The sequence below is a fragment of the Microbulbifer weihaiensis genome, from assembly GCF_048323715.1.
Taxonomy (GTDB): Bacteria; Pseudomonadota; Gammaproteobacteria; order Pseudomonadales; family Cellvibrionaceae; genus Microbulbifer.
This window is the reverse complement of record NZ_JBLWFL010000008.1, coordinates 144,575-167,681: the sequence shown is the minus strand read 5'-3', so window position 1 is coordinate 167,681 and position 23,107 is coordinate 144,575. Positions and strand designations below refer to the sequence as shown.

At 59.2% G+C, this 23,107-nt stretch carries 19 protein-coding genes; 14 read left to right on the top strand and 5 right to left on the bottom strand.

From position 1 onward, the window contains the following. Positions 1 to 31 precede the first annotated feature (31 nt). Complete coding sequence (locus tag ACNKU7_RS12050) at positions 32 to 1,495, bottom strand: coniferyl aldehyde dehydrogenase (RefSeq protein ID WP_418297237.1); 1,464 nt, start codon at positions 1,493 to 1,495, stop codon at positions 32 to 34. A gap of 298 nt (positions 1,496 to 1,793) precedes the next feature. Here ACNKU7_RS12050 and ACNKU7_RS12045 point away from each other — a divergent pair, with 298 nt between their 5' ends. Next, the gene (locus tag ACNKU7_RS12045) at positions 1,794 to 2,909 is read left to right on the top strand and encodes an acyl-CoA dehydrogenase family protein (RefSeq protein ID WP_418297236.1); all 1,116 of its coding nucleotides are present in this window, start codon (positions 1,794 to 1,796) and stop codon (positions 2,907 to 2,909) included. 120 nt (positions 2,910 to 3,029) lie between these two features. Here the strand turns inward: ACNKU7_RS12045 and ACNKU7_RS12040 are convergent, their stop codons facing one another. The 4 genes from ACNKU7_RS12040 to ACNKU7_RS12025 form a co-directional block, all read right to left on the bottom strand. After that, positions 3,030 to 3,725 (bottom strand): TetR/AcrR family transcriptional regulator, encoded by a 696-nt coding sequence (locus ACNKU7_RS12040; protein WP_418297235.1) that lies wholly within the window; start codon positions 3,723 to 3,725, stop codon positions 3,030 to 3,032. A 241-nt stretch (positions 3,726 to 3,966) separates the two neighbouring features. Next, positions 3,967 to 5,433 carry an NAD-dependent succinate-semialdehyde dehydrogenase gene (locus ACNKU7_RS12035; RefSeq protein ID WP_418297234.1) on the bottom strand — a complete coding sequence of 489 codons (1,467 nt, stop codon included), beginning with the start codon at positions 5,431 to 5,433 and terminating at the stop codon, positions 3,967 to 3,969. A gap of 51 nt (positions 5,434 to 5,484) precedes the next feature. Next, positions 5,485 to 7,668 (bottom strand): molybdopterin-containing oxidoreductase family protein, encoded by a 2,184-nt coding sequence (locus ACNKU7_RS12030; RefSeq protein ID WP_418297233.1) that lies wholly within the window; start codon positions 7,666 to 7,668, stop codon positions 5,485 to 5,487. 31 nt (positions 7,669 to 7,699) lie between these two features. After that, positions 7,700 to 8,059: a putative quinol monooxygenase gene (locus ACNKU7_RS12025; protein WP_418297232.1), complete on the bottom strand. Its 360-nt coding sequence runs from the start codon at positions 8,057 to 8,059 to the stop codon at positions 7,700 to 7,702. A 371-nt stretch (positions 8,060 to 8,430) separates the two neighbouring features. Here ACNKU7_RS12025 and ACNKU7_RS12020 point away from each other — a divergent pair, with 371 nt between their 5' ends. The 13 genes from ACNKU7_RS12020 (at position 8,431) to ACNKU7_RS11960 (ending at position 23,010) form a co-directional block, all read left to right on the top strand. Further along, the gene (locus ACNKU7_RS12020) at positions 8,431 to 9,444 is read left to right on the top strand and encodes an NADP-dependent oxidoreductase (RefSeq protein WP_418297231.1); all 1,014 of its coding nucleotides are present in this window, start codon (positions 8,431 to 8,433) and stop codon (positions 9,442 to 9,444) included. A gap of 145 nt (positions 9,445 to 9,589) precedes the next feature. Continuing rightward, positions 9,590 to 10,996: a carotenoid oxygenase family protein gene (locus tag ACNKU7_RS12015; RefSeq protein WP_418297230.1), complete on the top strand. Its 1,407-nt coding sequence runs from the start codon at positions 9,590 to 9,592 to the stop codon at positions 10,994 to 10,996. 63 nt (positions 10,997 to 11,059) lie between these two features. Continuing rightward, positions 11,060 to 12,088 (top strand): thiamine pyrophosphate-dependent dehydrogenase E1 component subunit alpha, encoded by a 1,029-nt coding sequence (locus tag ACNKU7_RS12010; RefSeq protein WP_418297229.1) that lies wholly within the window; start codon positions 11,060 to 11,062, stop codon positions 12,086 to 12,088. A 40-nt stretch (positions 12,089 to 12,128) separates the two neighbouring features. After that, positions 12,129 to 13,142 carry an alpha-ketoacid dehydrogenase subunit beta gene (locus ACNKU7_RS12005; protein ID WP_418297228.1) on the top strand — a complete coding sequence of 338 codons (1,014 nt, stop codon included), beginning with the start codon at positions 12,129 to 12,131 and terminating at the stop codon, positions 13,140 to 13,142. Next, on the top strand, positions 13,139 to 14,605 hold the full coding sequence (locus ACNKU7_RS12000; protein WP_418297227.1) for a dihydrolipoamide acetyltransferase family protein: 1,467 nt from the start codon (positions 13,139 to 13,141) through the stop codon (positions 14,603 to 14,605). The genes ACNKU7_RS12005 and ACNKU7_RS12000 overlap by 4 nt, the downstream gene beginning before the upstream one ends. Then, on the top strand, positions 14,602 to 16,050 hold the full coding sequence (gene lpdA, locus ACNKU7_RS11995; protein WP_418297226.1) for a dihydrolipoyl dehydrogenase: 1,449 nt from the start codon (positions 14,602 to 14,604) through the stop codon (positions 16,048 to 16,050). The genes ACNKU7_RS12000 and lpdA overlap by 4 nt, the downstream gene beginning before the upstream one ends. Before the next feature lie 27 nt (positions 16,051 to 16,077). Then, the gene (locus ACNKU7_RS11990; RefSeq protein ID WP_418297225.1) at positions 16,078 to 16,500 is read left to right on the top strand and encodes a Zn-ribbon domain-containing OB-fold protein; all 423 of its coding nucleotides are present in this window, start codon (positions 16,078 to 16,080) and stop codon (positions 16,498 to 16,500) included. A 73-nt stretch (positions 16,501 to 16,573) separates the two neighbouring features. Beyond that, positions 16,574 to 17,716: a thiolase family protein gene (locus tag ACNKU7_RS11985; protein WP_418297224.1), complete on the top strand. Its 1,143-nt coding sequence runs from the start codon at positions 16,574 to 16,576 to the stop codon at positions 17,714 to 17,716. Positions 17,717 to 17,740: 24 nt separating this feature from the next. Continuing rightward, a complete protein-coding gene (locus ACNKU7_RS11980) occupies positions 17,741 to 19,126 on the top strand; it encodes an aromatic ring-hydroxylating oxygenase subunit alpha (RefSeq protein WP_418297223.1) in 1,386 nt (461 codons plus the stop codon). Between the two features lie 45 nt (positions 19,127 to 19,171). Continuing rightward, a complete protein-coding gene (locus tag ACNKU7_RS11975) occupies positions 19,172 to 19,948 on the top strand; it encodes an SDR family NAD(P)-dependent oxidoreductase (protein ID WP_418297222.1) in 777 nt (258 codons plus the stop codon). Between the two features lie 56 nt (positions 19,949 to 20,004). After that, entirely contained in the window at positions 20,005 to 21,630 is a 1,626-nt protein-coding gene (locus tag ACNKU7_RS11970; protein ID WP_418297221.1) for an AMP-binding protein, read from the top strand. A 52-nt stretch (positions 21,631 to 21,682) separates the two neighbouring features. After that, positions 21,683 to 22,438 (top strand): SDR family NAD(P)-dependent oxidoreductase, encoded by a 756-nt coding sequence (locus ACNKU7_RS11965; protein ID WP_418297220.1) that lies wholly within the window; start codon positions 21,683 to 21,685, stop codon positions 22,436 to 22,438. A gap of 56 nt (positions 22,439 to 22,494) precedes the next feature. Further along, positions 22,495 to 23,010 (top strand): pyridoxamine 5'-phosphate oxidase family protein, encoded by a 516-nt coding sequence (locus ACNKU7_RS11960; protein ID WP_418297219.1) that lies wholly within the window; start codon positions 22,495 to 22,497, stop codon positions 23,008 to 23,010. The last annotated feature ends 97 nt before the right edge of the window (positions 23,011 to 23,107 follow it).

The following is a 23,107-nucleotide window of genomic DNA, read 5'->3' as shown; positions in this document are numbered from 1 at the left end:
GTCGCTCCGTCCTGTGCAATGTCGTACCGGGTTAGCCCTTCAGCATCTGTGCAATGGTTTTTTCGGTTTTTGCGTTAAACGGCGGGCTCATGCCGGTCATGGAAGCAACATCGAGCTTGGTCTGTTTGTAAATGGATCGGGCGTGGCTGAAACTCTTGAAACCATCAAAGCCGTGGTAGGCACCCATGCCGCTGGGGCCGACACCGCCGAATGGCAAGTCTTCCTGGGCTACGTGCATCAACACGTCGTTGATGGTCACACCGCCGGAATGGGTGCGATCGAGAATCGCTCTCTCTTCAGCGGCGTCATCGCCGAAATAGTACAGACCCAGCGGACGCGGTTTGCTGTTGATATAGCTGATGGCCTCGCCGAGCTGGCGATAGGTTTTCACCGGCATCAGGGGGCCAAAGATTTCTTCCTGCATGATCAGCATGTCATCGGTGGCGTCCAGTACCAGGGTCGGCGGGATTTTGCGGGCGGGCTGGTTGGCGAAGTCCTCTTCTGCCGGGTTGATTTCCACCAGGGTCGCGCCCTTGTCTACTGCATCCGCCATATATCCCTGCAAGCGCTGGTAGTGACGTTCGTTGATTACTGACGTGTAATCCGGGTTATCCAGTAATGTTGGCAGCATCCTGGTGGCCGCCGCGCGGAACCCATCGACGTACTCCTGCAGTTGCTCTTCCGGTACCAGGCAATAATCGGGGGCCAGGCAGATTTGTCCGGCATTGGTGATCTTCCCCCACATAATCCGGTCGCAGACCATTTGCGGGTCGGCACTGCGGCCAACGATCACCGGGGATTTTCCACCCAGCTCCAGGGTCACCGGTACCAGGTTTTTGGCCGCCGCGGCCATTACGTGACGGGCGATTGATGTGGCTCCGGTAAACACCAGGTGATCAAAGGGCAGGGCGCTGAAGGCCTGGCCGACATCCGCGCCGCCAGTAATCACGCAGATTTCTTCAGGCGCGAACGCTTCACTGATCAGCTGGCGCATTATCTCGGAAGTGGCCGGGGTAAATTCCGATGGCTTGATCATGGCCCGGTTGCCGGCGGCCAGTACCTGGGCCAGCGGGGCAAAGGCGAGATTCACCGGGAAGTTCCATGGGCTGATGATCCCGACCACGCCGAGTGGCTGGTATTCAATTCTGGAGCGCGCCCCGAACAGATTGAGCGGGAACATCGTGCGACGTCGCTCGGGCTGCATCCACTTGCGCAGGTGCTTTTTCGCATGTTGCAGCGGGCCAACGGCTGCGGCCACATCCATCAGCTTGCTTTGCTGGCAGGAGCGGTGGCCGAAGTCGGCGTGCATGGCTTCCACTAGGTCATCCTGGTAGTCCAGCAGCTGGCGGATCGCCCGATCAATACGCTCGATCCGGGTTTCAGCGCTGACGGGCCCTTCCTCGTTGAATGCCGCGCGCTGTGCGGCGAGGATCTTCTCGAGTTCAACGGCGAGGGTGGTTGTCCCGAGGTCAGTGGCGTTCATGGTGATATCCATCGAAGTTCCTCTCCCGTATCTGCGCTCAGGCGCGGCTCTTGTGAAGGGCGCCGAATGGTGCGCTTTGGCTGTTTTCAATCGTGGTACGACAGTCTATGGGAATTTAAAAATTAATAAAACAGGATGTACGGATTGTTTTATGCGGGGGCTTTTGGTAGCGTGAGATCGGGGCCGAAAATATGGCGCCTAATTGAACCTGGATGGGTTCTTATCAGAATAATGGGACGCAACGGTGCGGCTCCAGGGTCGAAATGCTTTGCACTACAACGACTGAAACGATTGAACGGAAGAGCTTGCTATGGACTTTTCATTGACCGAAGAGCAGGTACTGTTGCGCGACAGCATAGAAAAGTTTATTCGGGAACACTGCGACGTCGAGCGGCACCGCAGGCTGCTCAGGTCATCTCCGGGTTATGACCCGGAAACCTGGCGCACGTTTGCCGAGCTGGGCTGGCTGTGCATGCCATTCAGTGAGGCGCAGGGCGGCTTCGGCGGCGGCGCGGTAGACATCATGGTGATGGCGGAGGCCATGGGCAAGGGCCTGATTCGCGAGCCATTCCTGCCCACGGTGGTGACCTGCGGGGGCTTTTTGCAGTGTGCTGGGGATGAGGCGCAACAGGACCGCTATATATCGGGCATTATCTCGGGGCAGTCCCAGTGGGCCTTTGCGTTTGCGGAGCACGGTAGCGGTTACGATATGTCGCGGCCCGGTGTCAGGGCCGAATCGGGCAGCCCCGGCTATATCCTGAGTGGCACCAAGCTTTCGGTGCTGAATGGCGCCAGCGCTGACTTCCTGATTGTGACGGCGGCCACCGAGGCCGGGCCCAGCCTGTTTGTTGTCGATGCCAGCCAGCCCGGCGTGAGGCGTGAAAGCTTTATGGCGGTGGACGGCAGCTACGCCGCGCATGTCCATTTTGACCAGGTAGCGCTTGCACCGGAGCAGTTACTGGGGGTGGCGGGCGAGGCGAATAGCTATATCGACCAGGTGCTGGCGCGCACGATGGTCGCCATGGGGGCCGAAGCTCTGGGTGCGATGCAGGTGCTGCTGGATACCACGGTGGAATACACCCGAACCCGCGAGCAGTTTGGGCAGCCAATCGGCAAATTCCAGGCCCTGCAGCACCGCATGGCGGATATGCACCTGAAAATCGAGGAAACCCGTTCGCTGTTACTGAACGCCGCGATCCTGTTGGATGAGGGTAGCGAGGAAGCCGTCGCAGCCTGCCTGGCACTCAAGGTGAAGTTTGCGGAAACCGGGCGCCTGGTGTCGCAGGAGGCCGTACAGTTGCACGGCGGTATCGGTATGACCGACGAGTTGAGCGTGGGCCATTACTTCAAGCGCTTGATGTTGCTCGGTTTGCTGTACGGTGACGAGGATCACTGCCTGGAACGCTATATGGCGCTCACCGCGTAGGTCACCAGGGTTGGCCTGCGTAGGGCCTGGGAGTTGCCGTTTGCGGTGTTTGCCCGGCGGCAATGCCAAATAAAAAGGCCACCCTTGGGGTGGCCTTTTTGTGTTGGGGATAAATGACACTCAACGACTTTTCGAGTGCTGGGCAATGGCGCTCGGCCCGGTATCCGAAAAAATCTCTTCGAGGCGGTCGCCAAGGTAATCCAGCAGTCGCTTGACGCGCTTGTCGCGGTTCATGCCGAACTGGCCCACGGCCATACCTTCCATCAGGAATTTGGTGAGATCCATCGCCAGCAGGTAGAGCTCGCCGCGGTCCTCCCACTCGGCAAACATCTCTTTGTTGGAGTTGCGCACGTGCTCCTCGAAGCGGATGGTGGAGTCCTCAAGAATGGCGCGCAATTCCTCGTCGGTTCTGCCGGCGACGCACAGCTCGTGGTAGGCCACAAACAGGTCGCTGGTGAGGTGCTCCCAGTAGGCGTCGAGGCCGGCGCGGCGACGGTTCTTGCCCTTTAAGCGCGGCGAGATCTTGGAGACCCGCTCAGAGTAATCCGCCAGCAGTTTACCGTGCAGGTATTCCACCGCAGCCTGGATCAGCTCGTTCTTGGAGGGGAAGTGGTGCAACATGGCCCCGCGGGAAACACCGGCGAAATCGGCAATTTTCGCGGTGGTTACGTTGGTGTAACCAAGATTGATAAAGCAATCAATGGCGGCGTCGAGGATGCGGTCACGGGTAAGCGCACTCTTCTGCGACTGCCAGCTGGTGCCTTCCTCGGGTTTCGCCTTGGCCTTGCTCGTTTTTCTGGATTTGACCGCTACCATTTTATCTCTGGTGTCCTTCCTGAAATATAAAACAGTACTCACTGTTTTTTGAATGTAGGGGCGCATTATAGAAAAAACGCGCAACATGGAAAGGCCGATTTGCCCCGTGGTCGACGATTAAATCTCACCGAGGCTGTGCGGCTGCTCATTTCCGCCGGTGCTGCGCGCAATAAAATGCTCGAAAACGGGCGCGGTTCTCAAAATTCTTGGGCCTATTTTTGGCCCTATTCTTGGCTCAGAGTTAACGGTTTACGCCACCCAGGCACACATATTTAATTTCCAGATAGTCTTCGATGCCATATTTCGAACCTTCGCGGCCGATACCGGACTCCTTCATGCCCCCAAATGGCGCAACCTCTGTGGAAATGATGCCCTCGTTCACACCGACAATGCCGTAGTCCAAGGCTTCGCTGACACGCGACACTCGGCCGATATCACGTGCATAGAAATAGGCGGCCAGGCCATAGGGCGTAGCATTGGCGATACGTATGGCTTCTTCCTCGGTATGGAAGGTAAGTAGCGGGGCCACCGGGCCAAAAATTTCCTCGTGGCAAATATCCATCGCTTCATTCACATTGGCCAGTACGGTGGGGTAGTAATAGTTTTCCTCTGCACCGCGCGAACCTTCCCTGCCAATTAGTACCTCCGCACCATTTTCGACGGCGCAGTTGACGATGCTGCTCACCTTGTCGAGGGCGGCGCGATTGATCAGCGGACCGATGGTGACGCCGTCGTCCGCACCATTGCCGACCTTCAGTTCTGCGACCGCCTGTACAAGTTTTTGCGCGAAGGCTTCATATACCGACTCCTGCACCAGGATGCGGTTGGCGCAGACACAGGTTTGGCCGGCGTTGCGATATTTCGAGGCCATGGCCCCGCGCACGGCTTCATCCAGGTCGGCATCGTCAAACACGATAAACGGCGCATTGCCACCGAGTTCCATGGATGTTTTCTTGATGGTCTCGGCGCACTGCGCCAGCAGTGTTTTACCGATGGCGGTGGAGCCGGTGAAGGTCAATTTGCGCACGCTGGGATTGCCGGTCAGCTCCGCGCCGATTTCACTGGCCCTGCTGCCGGTCACCACACTGAATACGCCCGGGGGAATACCTGCGGCCTCGCCCAGTGCCGCCAGCGCCAGTGCGCACAGTGGGGTTTCCTTTGCTGGCTTCAGCACGATAGTGCAGCCCGCAGCGAGCGCCGGCGCCACTTTGCGGGTAATCATGGCGATGGGGAAGTTCCACGGGGTAATCGCTGCGACCACACCAACCGGCTGCTTGCGTGTGATGATGCGCTGGTTCGGATCGTTGGCATCAATGGTATCGCCATAGATGCGCCGGCCCTCTTCGGCAAACCACTCCACAAACGCCGCGCCGTAGTTGACCTCTCCCCGTGACTCGGCCAGCGGTTTGCCCTGTTCTGCTGTCATCAGCTGGGCCAGGTCTTCGCGGTGCTCGATGATCAGCTGGTACCAGCGCTTCAGTGTTGCCGAGCGCTCCTTGGCCGTCACCTTGCGCCAGGAGTCAAAGGCGGTTTCCGCTGCGGCGATGGCGCGCCGGGTTTCAACCGCGCCGCCATCGGCGATGTCGATGATTTTCGTGCCATCTGCCGGGTTGGTTACCGCAAACGTTTTGCCGCAGTCGGCGGCCACCCATTGGCCGTCGATATACAGTTGTGCGCGCAGCAAGTCGGTGTTGGCCAGTGTCGGCATGATCTTTTTCCCAGGGTTAGTCGAGTTGGGGCGGCGTGGCCGCCGAACGATTCAGTTTTCTGTGGCTTTGCGAATGGCGATGGGGACCGCACTCTGTTGGGCCATGCCGGAATACCTTTCCGGGCGATCCAGGTTGTTGATGAGGCGATTGGTGTTGGCGCCAATCTCGCGAACCCGATCATCCCCGGAGCCGTCCGGTGCCGCCCCCCAGCAGTGGGCCATGGATACCACGCCGCGCTTGATATCGGGGCTGGCCTGAACCACCGCCGGTATTTCGCCGTGTGCGGATGAAAGCAGTACGATTTCCCCATCCTTCACCTGCAGCGATTCGAGGTCGTCGGGGTGAATATAAGCGGGGTTGGTGGTGCCCTTGGAGGCGAGAAAACTCAGTTCCGGGCCGGTGGAATTGAAGGTGTTTTTCATCCGCCGGCTGATCAGCAGGAAGGGGTATTGGCGGCCCTGTTCCAGACTGGCATCGGCGTCCCGCGCTGTACCCTGCAGCTCATCGGCGAGGCCTTCCGGAAACAGGTCGAGGCGGCCGCGAGTGGCCGGATCCGCCGGCTGCACGATTACATCGGGGGCATCGAATACCCCACCGCCATCGCGCTGGTATATCTCCGCCAACGGCACGCGGGATCCCTTGGTCATCTTTTCCAGGATGTCGTACTTCTTGGGCTTGTTGACCATGTCCAGCGGCTGCTCGCGAATGCTCAGTTCCAGCCCCAGGCGTTTGCCGAGTTCCCAGAACAGCTCCCACTCCTCGATTACGTCGCCTTCGGCCTCGACAACGGTCTTGGTGTAGTGGCTGTACGGCTGCTCGTACCAGATGTCTGTGAGTACGGTCAGGTCGTCTCTTTCCAGGCACAGCTTGGAGCCGATTACATAGTCCGCGAGTTCGGCGGTTGCCGACATTTTGTAGTCGAGGCAGATCAGCAGATCGAGGTTTTTCAGCGCCTTGAACGCCTTTTCCTGTCCGGGCCACGCCAGCAGCGGGTTGCCGCCAACGCAGATCAGCGCACGGATCTGGCCGTCGCCCTCCATCAGGATTTCATCGGCGCAGACTGCTGTGGGCATTTCCTTGGTGGGGCCATTGGCGGTGAGCACGGTTACTTCGCCGATATCGTCAGACACCCGGCTGCGTACACCGGTGAGCCACTCGGGCTGAGGTGGGATCGCCTGCGCCGGGCGTGGCGTCGGCGGCGACAGCACGCCCGGGTTGGGAACCTTCTCGCCGGCGCGGTAGTGGCGCCCGCAAATGGCATTCAGCGTCTGTGCCAGGTGTTGTACCAGGTTGGGGTAGGGGCCCATTTCCGGTCCGGTACCAGTGGTGGCAGAGCCGCGCGGGCCTGCGGCAAACAGCCGCGCCGCGTCGATAATGTCCTGTTTGTCGATGTCTGTGCGCGCAGCGACGTAGTCCGGGGTAAACCCTGCGATGGCCGCTTTGAGCGCGTCTAGGTTGTGAATATTCTCCGCGCAAAACTCCGCGTCATGCAGGTTTTCCGCGAGGATGATATGGGCGAGGCCCGCCAGTAACACAGCATCCTGGCCGGGTTTCACCTGCAGGTGTATGTCTGCGCGCGCAGCGACTTCGGAGCGACGTGGATCCACACAGATGATCTTCAGGCCTCGTTTCTTGCCTTCGCGCAGCGCATTGCTGGGACTGAACGATGGGATACCGCCGGGGATCGAGAAGTGCGACACCAGGGTGTTGTTGCCGACGATCAGCGCCACGTTCGAATCCTGCCAGGTATGGTTGCCGGCCGCCCAGAAACCCATGCGCGCCTGACCGATGCCGACTTTGGCGGGCTGGTCGATGGTGATGCTGGTGTAGTAGGACGGCGAGCCCAGAGCTGTGTGCCAGGCCTTGGCCACCGGGTGGGTGGCGGAGTTCTGGAATGACACGGTGCCGTTATAGCTGGCGATACTGCGCGGCCCGTACTTCTGGAGAATTTCCCTGAGCTTTTCTGCGATCTCATCCAGTGCCTGGGCACTGCTGATTTCACTGTGGGAGCCGTCGGCATTCTTTTTCAGCGACGCCTGAATGCGCTCTGGCAGGTACAGCTGCTCGGGCATCTGCCGGCCCTTCAGGCACGTGTAACCGCCAAAAAGGGTGTTGTTGGTATCCGGTGCCAGGGCGATTACCCGGTTATCCCTGACCGTTACTTCCATCGGGCAGGTGGCATGGCAGAAACGACAGTAGGTTTTTACCTTTTTCTCGACGCTCTTCTCAGTCATGGGCCTGGCTCAGTTTTGAAGTGGAGGGGAATCAGCTGGTTGCCAGCGCTTCGGTGAAGAAATCTCCGCGCGGGTTACCTTCAGGGTCAAAAATCGGCTCCTCGAGCGCCACTTTGTACTTGGTAATTGAGGTGTCCAGGATGTCGTACTGGCCGAGGATTCCGAGCATGCGGCCGAAGCAGGGGCCTGCCAGATGTGCGCTCAGGTCGTCGGATGACACCCAGTTTTCATACACATAGATGCGGGTGGGGGAGGTGGGGTCGGCGGTCCAGGCATAGTGACGGCAGCCTTTTTGCGCGCGTATTTCATCCAGCGCTGCAGTTGCCGCGGCCAGGGCGGCATCGCGGTGATTGGCTGATACCTCGACGATTCCATTGATCAATACGGTCATGCTGGCCTCCTGGCAAAGGGCACTGCGCGCGGCGCATTAACACTGGGGGCCTGCAGTGCGGGGATTGGTTTTCGCCATCGACGTTAGCAAAGTTGCCACCTCAAAACAATCAGGTTGTACGGATTTTAATTACCCTGGGAGCGTACAGGCTGAAACGTGTCGTGGAGGCAGGGTGACGCAGTAATCAACCAAAAACAAACAAGGTTGACTGATTTTTATTGGGTGGATATATTCATTTCATAGCGATGGTTTCTGGCAAGGCGTTTCTGCGGAGATTGTCCAGGCGGGCGTTGTCCAGCCCCATATGAACAGCCTTTTATCCAGGCGTTGCAGCGCTGGGAATGGCGTCACAATACAGGGGGCCCTGCCACATGCGTGACCTTACCAACCGCCAGTACTACCTGGCATTCCGTCCCGATTCCTTACCCGGCCCCGAGCATGTGCCATGCCGCGATGTGCCGGTGCAGTTGCCTGGCGAGGGCGAGGCACTGCTGCGCAATATCTATATTTCGCTCGACCCGGCCATTCGTGGCTGGATGAGCGATGCCCATAACTATATTGCGCCAATCCCCATTGGTGCGCCCGTGCGCAGCACCGTTATCGGCCGGGTGATCCAGTCAAACTGTCGCTCCCTTGAAGAGGGGGATGTGGTGATGGCTGTGGGCGGTTGGGAGCAGTACACCACCGGGCCTGCCGCAGCCATGACCAAACTGGATGAGCACGCTGGCATTCCACTGAGCAGTTTTCTCGGGGCGCTGGGGCCGACCGGGCTTACGGCCCTGTTTGGCCTGATGGAAGTTGGCAAGCCCAGGCCGGGAGAGACCGTGCTGGTGAGCGCTGCGGCGGGCGCGGTCGGTTCGGTTGTGGGCCAGATTGCGAAGATGCAGGGATGCCGTGTGGTCGGCATTGCCGGTTCCGAAGAAAAATGCCGCTGGATCAAGGAGGACCTCGGGTTCGACGAGGCAATTAATTACAAAGCCTGCGGCGACCTCGAAGCCGCGATCCGCCAGGCCTGCCCGGGCGGCGTGGATGTCTATTTCGACAACGTGGGCGGGGAAATTCTTGATGCCGCGCTGTTGTGTCTGAACAAGTACGCGCGCGTTGCGGTGTGCGGTTGGATTTCCACTTACAACGAAAACGGGGCACCGGGCCCGCGCAACCTCTGGCAGCTGGTGGCGGAGAGCGTGACCATGCAGGGGTTTGTGGTGATCGATTACATGGATCGCTTCGCAGAAGGGGTCGACAAGCTGGCGCAGTGGCTGCTCGCAGGAAAATTGCAGTACCGCGAAGAGATCGTCGATGGCCTCGACAATATCCTGCCGGCATTCCTCAAGCTGTTTGATGGATCCAACCAGGGCAAATTGATCATTCGCATTCCCGAGTGAGGTGTTTGCCCGGGATCCCGGGTTGTCGCCAAAAACAAACCATCGGGATTGTTTTGTTTGTGCTGGAGTTGCTAGTATGGGCTCAGGTTCAGACCTCAGCGATGTACAGGCCTCCGGAAAATAACAAAGACGCAAGGAGTGTCACATGGATTTAAGTGCTTTTCCCTATCTGCAGGGGAATTACGCGCCAGTGTCCGAAGAGCGCGATTTCGGTCCTGATGAACTCAGGGTCGAAGGTGAGATCCCCGCAAACCTCGTCGGCGCATTCATGCGCGATGGCGCCAATACCGCATTCCAGCCCAATCACTACGTTTATCCGCTCGATGGCGATGGCATGATCCACGCTGTCTATCTCAAGGACGGCAAAGCGAACTACAAAAATCGCTGGGTCGAAACCAGTCACCTGAAAACCGAGCGAAAATTTGGCCGCACCATTTATGGCAGTGTCGGCAAGCTGCTGGAAGTGCCACAGGAAGTAATCGAAGCCGGTGGCGAACCGAATCCGGTGCGCAATACCGCCAATACCAATGTGCTCTACCACGGCGGCAAGCTGCTGGCGATGTGGGAGGGCGGCTTCCCGCATCTTCTGAACAATGATCTCAGCACCGTCGGCCTGTACGATTACGATGGCGCGCTGAAGCCGGGCGATGCCCTCACTGCACACCCGAAAATTTGCCCGGACTCCGGCGACCTGATCAGCTGTACCCAGCGCTGGGACAGCCCGAATTACTGGGTGCAGATATTCGACAAGCACGTGCGGCACAAGAAGACCATTCCGGTTGCCTTTGATCGCAAGGCGATCATCCACGACCTGCAGATTACCGAGAATTATGTACTGATTTTCCACGCGCCGGCGTTCCATGACGTGACCCGGGCCATGCGCGGGGAAAACCCGTTTTCCTGGGAAGCGGATCTCGGAACCCGGATCCTTGCCATCCCCCGTAACGGCTCAGATCCAATCATCACCTTCGAGACCGATGCGTTCTTCTCCTGGCATTTCTGCAATGGCTTCGAACGCGGCGGCCAGATCGTACTCGACTATGTATGGATCAATTCCATGCCGTTCACGCAGGCCCAGGGAACCGGCATTGAAAAGCAGCCCCGTCGCATGTACCGCATGACGCTGGATATCAACACCAAAACCGTTACCAACGAAAAATTCTCTGATGTCTTCTGCGAGTTTTCCCGCGTCGATGAGCGTCGCATGGGTAAGCCTTACCGCTTTGGTTTTGCGGCGTCCAGCAATCGCTCCTGGGGTGATGCCCATGGCTATAACTGCAGCGGCCGCTATGACTTCGATACCGGTGAAACCCTGCTGTGCGATTACGGACCGGAAGCGAGCGCGGGCGAACCAGTGTATGTACCGAACCCCGACAGCCCCAATGAAAAGGATGGCTGGCTCATGTGCTTCGTGCACAACCCCGGAGAGGGACAGTATCTCTCGATTGTTTCGGCCGGTGACTTTACCGCTGGGCCTGTCGCGAAGGTGTATGTACCGACGCGTATCCCCAACGGGTTCCACGGCAACTGGATGCAGGGACTTACCCTGTAAACAAAACTATTTAGCGGGCCTGCGGGCCCACCGCATCATCACTGAAAAAAATCGAGGCAGACCATGTCCATGGAAACCGATCAACTGCTCGAAGCCGGAACGGAACTGGAGCGCGGTGCGGCTACGCTCGATGCCGACCAGTTTCTCAAGGCCTACAAGACCATGCGCATGATCCGCTCTTTCGAGGAGCGGGTCAGCGAAGAATTCATGAAGGGAAATATTCCCGGATTTATCCACCTGTACTCAGGCCAGGAAGCCGTGGCTGCGGGTATATGCCTGTTGCTCGACGACAATGACTTTGTGGTGAGTACCCACCGTGGCCACGGCCATTGCATTGCCAAAGGCGCGGATGTCGGCGCCATGATGAAGGAAATCATGGCCCGCCAGGGCGGGCTCTGTGACGGCAAGGGCGGTTCCATGCACATCGCCGACATTGAGCGCGGCATGCTCGGAGCCAATGCCATTGTGGGCGGCGGGCCGCCCCTGATTGTGGGCGCGGCGCTGTCGGCCAAGACGCTGGGCACGGATCGGGTTGGTGTCGCATTTGGTGGCGATGGCTCGTCCAACCAGGGCACCACATTCGAGGCCATGAACATGGCAGTGGTGCTGAAGTTGCCGGCCATTTTCCTGTTTGAAAACAACGGTTACGGCGAAGGCACCCATGCCAGCTATGCGGTGGGTTCAAAAGATATCGCCGGGCGTGCGCAAGGGTTTGGGATGCCCGCCTACAAGGTGGACGGTACCGATCTCTTTGCCGTGTATGAAACCTGTAAAAAAGCCGTGGAGCACTGCCGCGCAGGCAAGGGCCCGGTCACCATTGAAGCGGAAGTGCCGCGTTTCCGCGGCCATTTTGAGGGCGACCCGCAGGCCTATCGCGGTGAAGGAGAGATCGAAAAACTGCAGGCGGAGAAAGACTGCCTGAAGATTGCCCGCGCCGCGGCGATCAAGATGAAGCTGGTGAAAGCAAAAGCGCTCGATGACATCGATCGTGAGGTAGCCGAAACCATCGCTGAAGTCACGGCGGCGGCACTGGCGGCACCTGCGCCGGCCGACGCGGAATTGTTAACGAATGTCTATAGCTCTGAATACTAGGAGCTGAACTGCCCGATTAATAAAGTTTGGAGTTTATAGCATGCCTGTCAAAACCTATCGAGAAGCGATCAACGAGGCTCTGCACCAGGCGATGCGGGAAGATTCCCGGGTCATCGTACTGGGTGAGGAAGTCTCCGGCGGTGCCGGCTGTGATGGTTCCCGCGACGCCTACGGCGGCGTAATGGGGGTAACCCGCGGTCTGTTGCCGGCCTACGGCGAAGAGCGGGTGATCGACACTCCGATCACGGAGTCCGCGATTATCGGTGCTGCGGCTGGCGCTGCGCAGACCGGTCTGCGGCCGGTGGCGGAACTGATGTTCATGGATTTTTTTGGGGTCTGCTTTGACCAGATCTACAACCAGGCCGCCAAGTTCCACTACATGTTTGGTGGCAAGGCAAAGTGCCCGATGGTGATTCGCTGTACCACCGGCGCAGGCTGGCGGGCGGGTGCGCAGCACTCCCAGAACCTTACCCAGATGGTGACCATGGTGCCGGGCCTGAAGGTGGTTTGCCCCACCAATGCCTACGATGCCAAGGGTTTGATGCTGCAGGCGATCAAGGACGACGACTGTGTCATCTTCGTTGAGGACAAGATTCTCTACGACACCAAATGCGAAGTGCCGGACGAAATGTACACCGTGCCTTTCGGCGAGGCGAAATTCTATCGGGAAGGCAGTGATGTCACCGTGGTGGCCATTTCCAACCCGATTACCAAAGTACTGGCTGTGGTTGATCGCCTGGCGAAGGAAGGCATTACCTGTGATGTGATCGACCCGCGCACAACCTCGCCCCTGGACGATGAAGCGATTCTGGAAAGTGTGGAATCCACCGGACGTCTTGTGGTGGTGGACGAAATGACACCGCGCTGTGGTCTCGCGGCGGATATTGCCAGTATCGCGGCAGAAAAGGCCTTCGGTTACCTGCGTGCGCCCATTCGCAAGGTCACCGCGGCACACTCCCCAGTACCTTTCGCCCCCAACCTCGAAGATGCATGGATGCCGCAGGAAGCGGATATCGAGGGGGCGATCCGTGAAGTGATGGAGTACGCCCTATGAGCAATTTACAAGCGTTGACCGTACCCAAGTGGGGTATGGAAATGGAAGAGGGTGAGATCACCGAGTGGCGTGTTGGCGTCGGCGATCAGGTTTCAAAGGGCGACGAGGTCGTCGATATCGAAACCTCGAAGATCATCAATACCGTGGAAAGTAGCTGCACCGGCACATTGGTGCGTATCGTTGCGCAGCCCGGGGAAATTCACCGGGTGGCCACGTTGCTCGGCGTTGTCGCGGTCGGCGACGCGAGCGACGAGGACATCGACGCGTTTATTGCGAACTTCAAGCCGGATGCGGCGGCCCTGTTGAACCGCTCGGGCAAGGACGAGCCCTCAAAGGCCAGTCCCGCCCCGGCGGTGAATACGCAAGCTGCTGAAGCGCCGCAAACCTCCGGGCAGCCGGCACCGGCGCGCGTGTCTCTCGCCGAAGGCCCTGACGATTCGGAAGTTAATGCATCCGTGGTCGCACGGCGGCTGGCCAGGGAAAACAACCTCAACCTGCACAATGTACGCGCTACCGGCCGACATGGCCGTGTTTCCAAGCGCGATGTGGAGCAGGCACTGGGGCTGAATTCGCAGCCGCGTCGTATGGCCATCTCCTCCGCTGCCGCGTCGGCAAGCGCCACCAGGTCCATCCAGGATGATTCGCGCATCGCGGCCACGCCAGTGGCGCGCAGGCTGGCGAAAAAACTCAACATCAACCTGCACGATATCCAGCCCACTGGCCGGCGCAATCGCGTCAGCAAAGAGGACGTTGAGCTGGCGGCGCGGGCGATCGCCGGTGCGGTGGATTATCACGAGGAAAGCCTGAGCAGTATGCGGCGCACCATTGCCGCGCGGCTCACGGAAACCAAACAGGCGGTGCCGCATTACCGCGTCAGTGTCGATATCGAAATCGACAGCCTGCTGTCGCAGCGCCGCTATATGAACACGGCGCTGGGCCAGCGGATCTCCGTCAACGATTTCATCATCAAGGCCTGTGGCGGTGCACTGTCTCGGGTGCCCCAGCTGAACGTGCAGTTTGCCGGCGACCGCGTCCGGCATTTTGCACAGGCCGACATCGCCGTTGCGGTGGCGGTGCCCGGTGGGCTGATCACACCGGTGATCCGCAACGTGGGAGGCAAAGGCCTGCCGCAGATCGCCGCAGAAGCCCGTGACCTTGCGGAACGCGCACGCGCGGGCAGGGTGGCCGCGGATGAGGTTCAGGGTGGCACCTTCACCATTTCCAATCTGGGCATGCATGAGGTCGATCAGTTCGACGCGATCATCAACGCGCCGCAGGCGGCCATTCTGGCGGTTGCCGCCGGGCGGGAAAAGCCGGTGGTGCGCGATGGGAAAATCGAGGTGGCAACGGTGATGCGGGTTTCGCTGTCCTGCGATCATCGCCTGATTGATGGTTCGGTCGCGGCTGAGTTTCTCGGTGCACTCAAAGGACTGCTGGAAAATCCGGCGTCCATGTTGATTTGATCGACGTTGATCTGAAAGAGGAAAAGCGCTTGGTAGCTCAGTCAGGACAACAGCAATTCGACCTGGTGGTGGTAGGCGCAGGCCCCGGCGGTTATGTGGCGGCGATCCGCGCCGCGCAATTGGGGATGCGCACGGCGATTGTCGAGCGGGAACATCTGGGAGGCGTTTGCCTGAACTGGGGCTGTATTCCCACCAAGAGCCTGCTCAAAAGTGCCGAGGTGTACCAGACACTGCTGAATGCCGATGCTTATGGCCTGGCATTCAGCGGTGCAGGGTTTGACCTGAAGCAGGTGGTGCAGCGCAGTCGCGACGTAGCGGCGCGCCTGCGCAGCGGGGTCGAAGGACTGATGGCGAAAAACCGGGTCCAGGTGTTCACCGGCAATGGCTGGCTGCAATCGCCCGGTGTTGTCGAAGTGACGCACGCCGATGACACCCGAAGCGTGCTGCAGGCCCCGCATATTATTTTCGCTACTGGCGCCAGCCCCCGGGAAATTCCCGGCGTTCGTGCGGATGGCAAGGTTATCTGGACCGCGCGCGAGGCGATGACACCGGAAGCTCTCCCTGAGTCCCTGCTGGTAATTGGTGCCGGTGCCATCGGCATCGAGTTTGCCAGCTTTTATCGCACTTTCGGTACCGCTGTTACCGTCATTGAATCACTGGACGCGATCCTGCCGCAGGAAGATGCGGATATCTCGGCGGCGGCACAGCGCTCGCTGAAAAAGCGCGGCATTTCCTTTCACACCGGTGCCCGGGTCGAAAGCGTGGACGTCTCGGATACGTCCGCAACCGTGTGCTGGACCGATTCAAGTGGCGAGTCCAGATCTGAACAATTTGACCGCGTGATTCTCGCGGTTGGCGTCGCGGCCAATACGCAGGGCCTGGGCCTGGTCGAGCAGGGCGTGAAACTCGAGCGTGGTCAGGTGGTCGTCGACGAGTGGTGCCGCACATCGGTGGATGGTGTGTATGCCATCGGTGATATGACTGCGCCGCCATTGCTCGCCCACAAGGCCAGCCACGAAGCGGTGATCTGCGTGGAAAAAATTGCTGGCGTCGCCGGCGTGGAACCACTGGATCCGATGAGCGTACCGCGCTGCACCTATAGCTCGCCGCAGGTTGCGAGCGTCGGTCTTACCGAGGAGCAGGCGCGCGCACAGGGCCTGTCGGTGAGGGTCGGCAAATTTGATCTCAGGGGGCTGGGAAAAGCCCACGCGGTAGGCGAAATGGACGGGCTGGTAAAGACCGTTTTTGACGACGACAGCGGGGAGCTGCTCGGGGCCCACATGATAGGCCCCGCCGTTACAGAACTTATTCAGGGCTATGTGGTGGCGAAGAATCTCGAAACCACCGAGCAGGAACTGATGGACACCGTGTTTGCGCACCCGACCCTGTCGGAAGCCATGCACGAGTCGGTGCTGGATGCCTTCGATCAGGCGATCCACGCCTGATGGCACTCCCGAACAATGGAGACAAACATGTCGGAAAGGAAACCTATTTGTCCAGGCCTGTTTACTTGGCCGTCCGCTGAACCCGCGCTGCTGGGAAGTCGCTGTCGCCAGTGCGGCGTTGCGGAATTCCCGCAGAAACTGAGCTGTCCTGCCTGTGGCAGCGAAGATGTCGGTGTGGAAGAACTGCCGCGGCGGGGCAAACTGTGGAGCTGGACCATCCAGGGGTTTATGCCGAAAACGCCTTACCGCTCAGATGAAACCCCGGAGACGTTCAAACCGTACGGTGTTGGCTATATCGAATTGCCGGGCGCGGTGTGCGTGGAAAGCCGGCTGCTGGAAAACACCCCGGAAGCCTTGCAGATCGGCATGGAAATGGAACTGGTGGTCGACACCTTCCGCCATGACGAGGCGGGCAATGAAATAGTCGGCTTTGCCTTCAAGGCGGTTTGAATTTAACGAAAAACTCGCGCGGGAAACTTGCTGGCAGCAGTGCCGGGCCAGTGACGCCGGGGAGGAGCACGAAATGGATGTAGCGATTGTTGGAATAGGGATTCACCCCTTTGGCCGCACTCCGGGCCGCAGCGGCCTGCAACAGGGCGCCTACGCCGCGCGCCAGGCGCTCAAGGATGCCGGGGTCGAGTGGAAGGACATGCAGTTTGGTTTTGGTGGCAGCGCCAGTGCCGGCAGCGCCGATGCGCTGGTGAACGAGCTGGGCCTGACCGGGATGCCGTTCATGAATGTGGCCAATGGCTGTGCCACCGGTGGCAGTGCCCTGATCTCCGCCTACAACGCGATCAAGTCCGGCGCTTACGACATCGGCATGGTCGCGGGGTTCGATAAGCATGACCGCGGCGCCTTCAATGCGGATCCGACCCAGCTCGGCCTCGGCGCCTGGTACGGTGAAACCGGGCTGATGCTCACCACGCAGTTTTTTGCCATGAAGATCCAGCGCTACATGCACCGCTACGGCATCAGTACTTCCACCCTGGCGAAGGTGGCGGAAAAGGCCTATCGCAATGGGGTGGACAACCCCAATGCCTGGCGGCGCGAGGCGTTGTCGGAAGCGGAGATAGCCAATTCGCTGATGATCAGCAATCCGCTCACCAAGTTCATGTTCTGTTCCCCGGGTGAGGGTGGCGTGGCTCTGATACTGTGCCGCGGCGACCGTGCCCGTGAATTCACCAGCAAGCCGATTTATTTGAAGTCCGCGGTGATGCGCTCGCGGCGCTACGGATCCTTCGAGGTGTTTGCGCCTTCCCAGGCGCTCGAAGAGGTCGCGGGCCCAACCATTGACGCTTCGCGCGCGGCGTTTGAAATGGCCGGTGTCGGTCCTAGGGATATCGACGTGATCCAGCTGCAGGATACCGAGTCCGGTGCCGAAATCATGCACATGGCTGAGAACGGTTTCTGTGAACACGGTGAGCAGGAGCAGTTGATACAGGCGGGCGAAACCGGCATTGGCGGCAAATTGCCGATCAATACCGACGGTGGCTGTATTGCCAGCGGCGAACCGATTGGTGCTACCGGTTTGCGGCAGGTGTATGAAACCTGCCTGCAACTGCGCGGTGATGCGGGCGTTCGACAGGTGCCGGGCAAGCCGCGCCTGGGTTACACCCATGTATACGGCGCACCGGGTGTGAGTGCGGTGACAATTCTACAAGGATAATCCAATAACCACAGGGCTTTGCTTATGACAGATCAGGTAAAAGATGCTCCGGAAAAGGTTGGCGCTCGCGCACCGGCGGACTCCTTCCAGGACTTGCTGAAAATCGAAACTGTCGAGGTGCCAGCGGCCTTGCTGGAAAGCACCGAGACCTATCTGGGATCGGAGGATATTTCGGTTGACCGCTATACCTCGCGGGAATTTTTTGATCTGGAGGTGGAGAAAGTCTGGCGCAAGACCTGGCAGGTTGCCTGTCGGGAGAACCGCCTGAAAAACCCTGGCGATTACTATGTGTATGACATCGTCAACGATTCCATCGTCCTTACGCGTACCCAGTCCGGAGAATTGAAAGGGTTTTACAACTCCTGCCTGCACCGCGGTCGCGCGCTGAAGCGCGGCGCCGGCAACTGCGACACCCTGCGCTGCCCCTACCACGGCTGGCAGTGGGAACTGGATGGCGAATTCAAGAGTGCCCCGTGCAAGTGGGACTTTCCCCATGTCGACAAGCAAAACGCCAGGCTGCCTGAAGTGCGGGTGGATACCTGGGGCGGCTGGGTGTTTATCAATATGGACGAGCGGGCCCCCTCGCTGAAGGAGTACATGGGGGTTTTGCCATCCCACATGGATCAGTGGAAGCACGAACAGCGCTACGTGTCCCTGCACATTGAAAAAGTAATCGCGTGCAACTGGAAAGTGGCCTTCGAGGCCTTCATCGAGTCCTACCACGCGATTGCCACCCATCCGCAATTGATGCCGTTCCAGGGCATCGACAATTCCCAGTACGACGTGTGGGGCGATCACGTGAGTCGCACCATCAGTGCCTACGGGGTTGCCAACCCGAGTCATGCGGATCTGTACACGGAGCAGCAGACACTGGATGCGATGATGGCACTGATTGGCGTTGAGAACGGGCCCAAGCTGGCTCCGGGGCAGACCGCGCGGGAAATGTACGCGGCGCTGAACCTGCCGGTGGCCAATGAGCAGGCTGGCGAGGACTTCGCCGGCCGCGCCACCATGTCGGAGCTTATGGACTCGACCCTTTACTCGCTGTTCCCGAACTTCGCGCCCTGGGCCGGTCATGGCACGGTGATCACCTACCGGCACCGGCCGAACGGTGACGACGTGGACAGCTGCATCATGGAAATTTTCCTGCTGACCCGCTATCCGGAGGGCAGCGAATCGCCGCCCGACGCGGCCACTTTCCGCCTCGGTATCGACCAGCCCTTCAGCGAGGCGGCCGAGGTCATGGGGGCCGGTTTTGCCAATGTGTTCAACCAGGATGGCGCCAACCTGCCGCAAGTGCAAAAAGGCCTGAAGGCTTCCAAAAAAGGTGCCGTCACCCTCGGCAATTACCAGGAAGTGCGCATACGCCACTTCCACCAGACCCTGGACAAGTACATCTACGCGCGCTGATACAGCGCAATGACAGCGCGCAATGGAATTCACGGAGAGGGAAGTATGAACACAAGTACACAGCCATTTTCCGTCGCAGGGAAAGTCGTTCTGGTTACCGGTGCATCGAGTGGTTTCGGCCAGCATTTCGCCGAGGTATTTGCCGAGGCCGGTGCCCGGGTCGTACTGGGGGCGCGGCGTGCTGAGCAGTTGCAGTCGGTGTGTGACGGGATTGTGGATCGCGGTGGTGAGGCGATTGCGGTGCCCATGGATGTCACCGACAGCCAGAGTATCAGGTCCGCGTTCGACGCCGCCGAAACACGTTTCGGCACGGTGGATGTGGTGGTCAACAATGCCGGGATCTCAATCCCGAAACTACTGCTCGACCTCACTGATGATGACTGGCGCGGGGTGGTCGATACCAATCTGAATGGGGTGGCCTTCGTAACCCGCGAGGCGGCGAGACGGTTGGTGGCTGCAGGTCGCCCGGGCAGCATCATCAATATTGCATCCATTACCGCCGAGCGGCTGCAGCGGGCACTCAGTAGCTATGCTGCGTCCAAGGCCGCCGTAGTACAGTTTACCAAGGCCGCGGCGCTGGAGCTGGCACCGCACAACATCCGCGTAAACGCCCTGAGCCCGGGTTACTTTGATACGCCACTTACCAGTGCACTGTTCAATAGCCCGGCAGGTAAGGCACTGATCGAGCGGGTGCCGACGCAGCGCATCGGACAATTGCACGAACTGGATGGGCCACTGTTGCTTCTCGCATCTGAGGCTGGCTCTTTGATGACCGGCGCCACAATTACCGTGGACGGCGGGCACGTGTTGTCGGAACTCTAGGCGCAAGCTACTCCGCTCACAGACACCACAATAATTCCAAGCGAGGGTGAAGATCGATGCACAATCCATTGACTCAAGAGCGCATTCGTCGAGACGGTTACCTGTGGTCTAATCAGACGGTCTCCGATTGCGCCTGGCGCAAAGCCAAGCAGACCCCGGATGAAGTTGCCATTTACCTGGAAGACGAGCCGGCGATCACCTTCGCATCGATCGCGGAGGAGGCGCGCAGGCTGGTGACCGGCCTGAAAAAACTGGGCTTGCAGCAGGGTGACGTTGTCAGCTTCCAGTTGCCCAACTGGCGCGAGGCCGTGGTGGTGGATATCGCCGCGTCTGCCCTTGGCCTCATTGTGAACCCGGTCATCCCGATTTACCGCGGACACGAGCTGCGCTACATCCTCAAAGATGCGCGCACCAAACTCATCTACATTCCCGAGCGTATCCGAAGCCTGGAATTCCCCGGCATGATTGCGGCGTTGCGGGCAGAGCTCCCGGAGCTGGAGCACGTGGTCACCGTCAGGGCGCAGGAATCCCACGAGGGGACACTGCGCTATGAAGATCTGGTGCAGAACACGCCGGTGGATTTGGCGGAACTTCCGCGCGTGGATCCGAATTCTGTCAAGACCATTCTTTACACCTCTGGCACTACCGGTAATCCGAAAGCGGTGCTGCACAGCCACAATACGCTCAGCCGGGTGGTACAGAATTCGGTGGACTTCTGGCGGCTGGATGCCAGCGACATTATGTTGATGCCGTCGCCGGTTACCCACATTACAGGGTACGGCTCGGGTATGGTGCTGCCGTTTATTTCCCCGGTGAAGTCCGCCTTGATGGCGCGCTGGGATGCCGATGCCGCGGTGGACTTTATTTCGCGGCTCGGCGCAACTGCGAGTGTTGGGGCAACACCTTTCCTGGTGGAATTACTGGAAGCGGCCAAGCGTCACAAAACCCGTCTGCCCAGCATGCGCCTGTTTGCCTGTGGCGGCGCTTCGGTGCCGCCACAGCTTATTCGCCAGTGCCAGCGTGACCTCGAGCGCTGCCGGGCTTTTCGCGTATACGGCAGCACGGAGACCCCGATCGTAACCCTCGGTTTTATCGGTGAAGGCGAACTGGAGCTCGCAGCCTCCACGGACGGCAAAATTTACGGTTACGACGTCAAGATCGTGGACGACGCAGGCAATGAAGTTCCGCCGGGTGCCGCAGGGGAAATTGCTGCACGCGGTGCCGGGATGATGCTCGGTTACGGCAATGCTGAACAGGATCGCGCCGCCCACGACAGCGAAGGCTATTTCCTAACCGGCGATATCGGTGTGCGCACAGAGGACGATGCCATCCTGATCACGGATCGCAAGAAGGACATCATTATTCGCGGTGGCGAGAACCTGAGTGCCAAGGAAATCGAGGATGTGCTGCATGGCCACCCGGAAATCCAGGAAGCCGCGGTAGTCAGCATGCCCCACGAAAGGCTGGGTGAGGGCGTCTGTGCCTTTATCATCCCGGTATCGGAATCACACGCCCTGGACCACGAAAAAGTTGCGCGGTTTGCCGACAAGGCGGGGCTCGCGCGTCAAAAAATTCCCGAGCATGTGGAATTTGTCACCAGCCTGCCAAGAACGGCCAGTGGCAAGGTGCGCAAGGATATCCTGCGCAAGGAAGTCGCCGCACTATTTGTGGACCAGTTCTAAGCGCGCTCTGTTCGACAACAGTGCCTGAAAACAAAACGGGAGCGTTTAGCCTATGAGCACTCTGAAGGGGAAAACCGCCGTCGTACTGGGTGCGTCCGGCCAGCAGAATTTCGGTACTGCCATAGCCCGGCGCCTTGCACGGGAAGGGGCAAATGTGGTCGTGGCTGCGCGCCGGGAGGAGCCGCTGGCGCGACTCGCCGGGGAAATCGGCGGTCTCGCCGTCGCCTGTGACATAACCGATGAGCATCAGCTTGAAGGACTGTTTGGGCGGGCGCGCGATCAATTTGGCAATGTGGAGATTGCGGTAAATTCTGCGGGGATGCACGCATCGGGCCGAATCGAGAATCTGAGTAGGGACAAGATACTGCCAACGCTGGAGGTGAGCTTTGTGGGTGCGCTGCTGTTTTTCAAACACGCCGCAGCAGCCATGGCATCTGGCGGATCGGTTATTACGATCTCTTCCCTCACAACCAGGTTGCCCGGTCCGGAGCTGGCGGTGTACTCCGGCGCGCGCGCCGGCATCGACCACGCGATCCGCGTTGCCGCGGTGGAGTATGCAGAGAAGGGAATTCGCTTCAACTCTATCGCCGCCGGTTTGATAAAAACGGATATGACCGACCCGATCTTCGGGATGGAACCGATAGTGGATGCCTATGTCAGGGAGACGCCAGCCGGGCGTCTCGGTACGCTGGATGACATGGCTGAAACCGCACTCTACCTTGCCGACAATACTCGCTCAGGATTTATCAATGGCCAGGTGATCGACCTGTCTGGCGGGCAGCAGATGGGCCATTTGCCGCGTTTTTAGTTTTACTGGGGAATCCCTCGTGTTGGCACTGCACAAGTAAACTGGAGGACTGTTGAATGGGCGAGCAACTCAAAGGCTATGATGATGTCACGATCTACACCCTTTCCGATGAGCGTGAGCAAGAGTTAATCAACAAGCAGATAGAGTGCAACTTTATCTGGACCAATAAAGAGGGGCATGGTCTCGGTGTGATCATGAACTATGTTGCGCGCAACGGCTCGATCTGGCTGACCGCCACCAGCCAGCGCCCGCGTGTCAAAGCGCTGCGAAGAGATCCGCGTGCGTCGGTAGTCATTTCTAGTATGGGTACGGATATGGGGCCGGGGAAGACGATCACCTACAAAGGTCGGGTGAACATTCACGAAGACCAGGCGACCAAGGATTGGTTCTATCCGGCCATGGCGAAGATCATTTCACCGTATCCTGCACCCACGGTTGAGGCCGCCATTGCGCACCTGGACACGCCGATGCGGGTAATCCTGGAGTTGGTGCCAGAAATGGCCATCAAGTTCGATGGGGATCGAATTTCAAAGTCCTCCTACGAGGGTACTATTCCCGGTACTGCTGACTGAGTCAGAAGTTCTGGGCAGGGATACCATCTGCTAAAAACAGGGCTTCAGCGCCTGATTTCCATTCGACCCCTTTTCCGTGGCCGTGTAGTGGTTGATC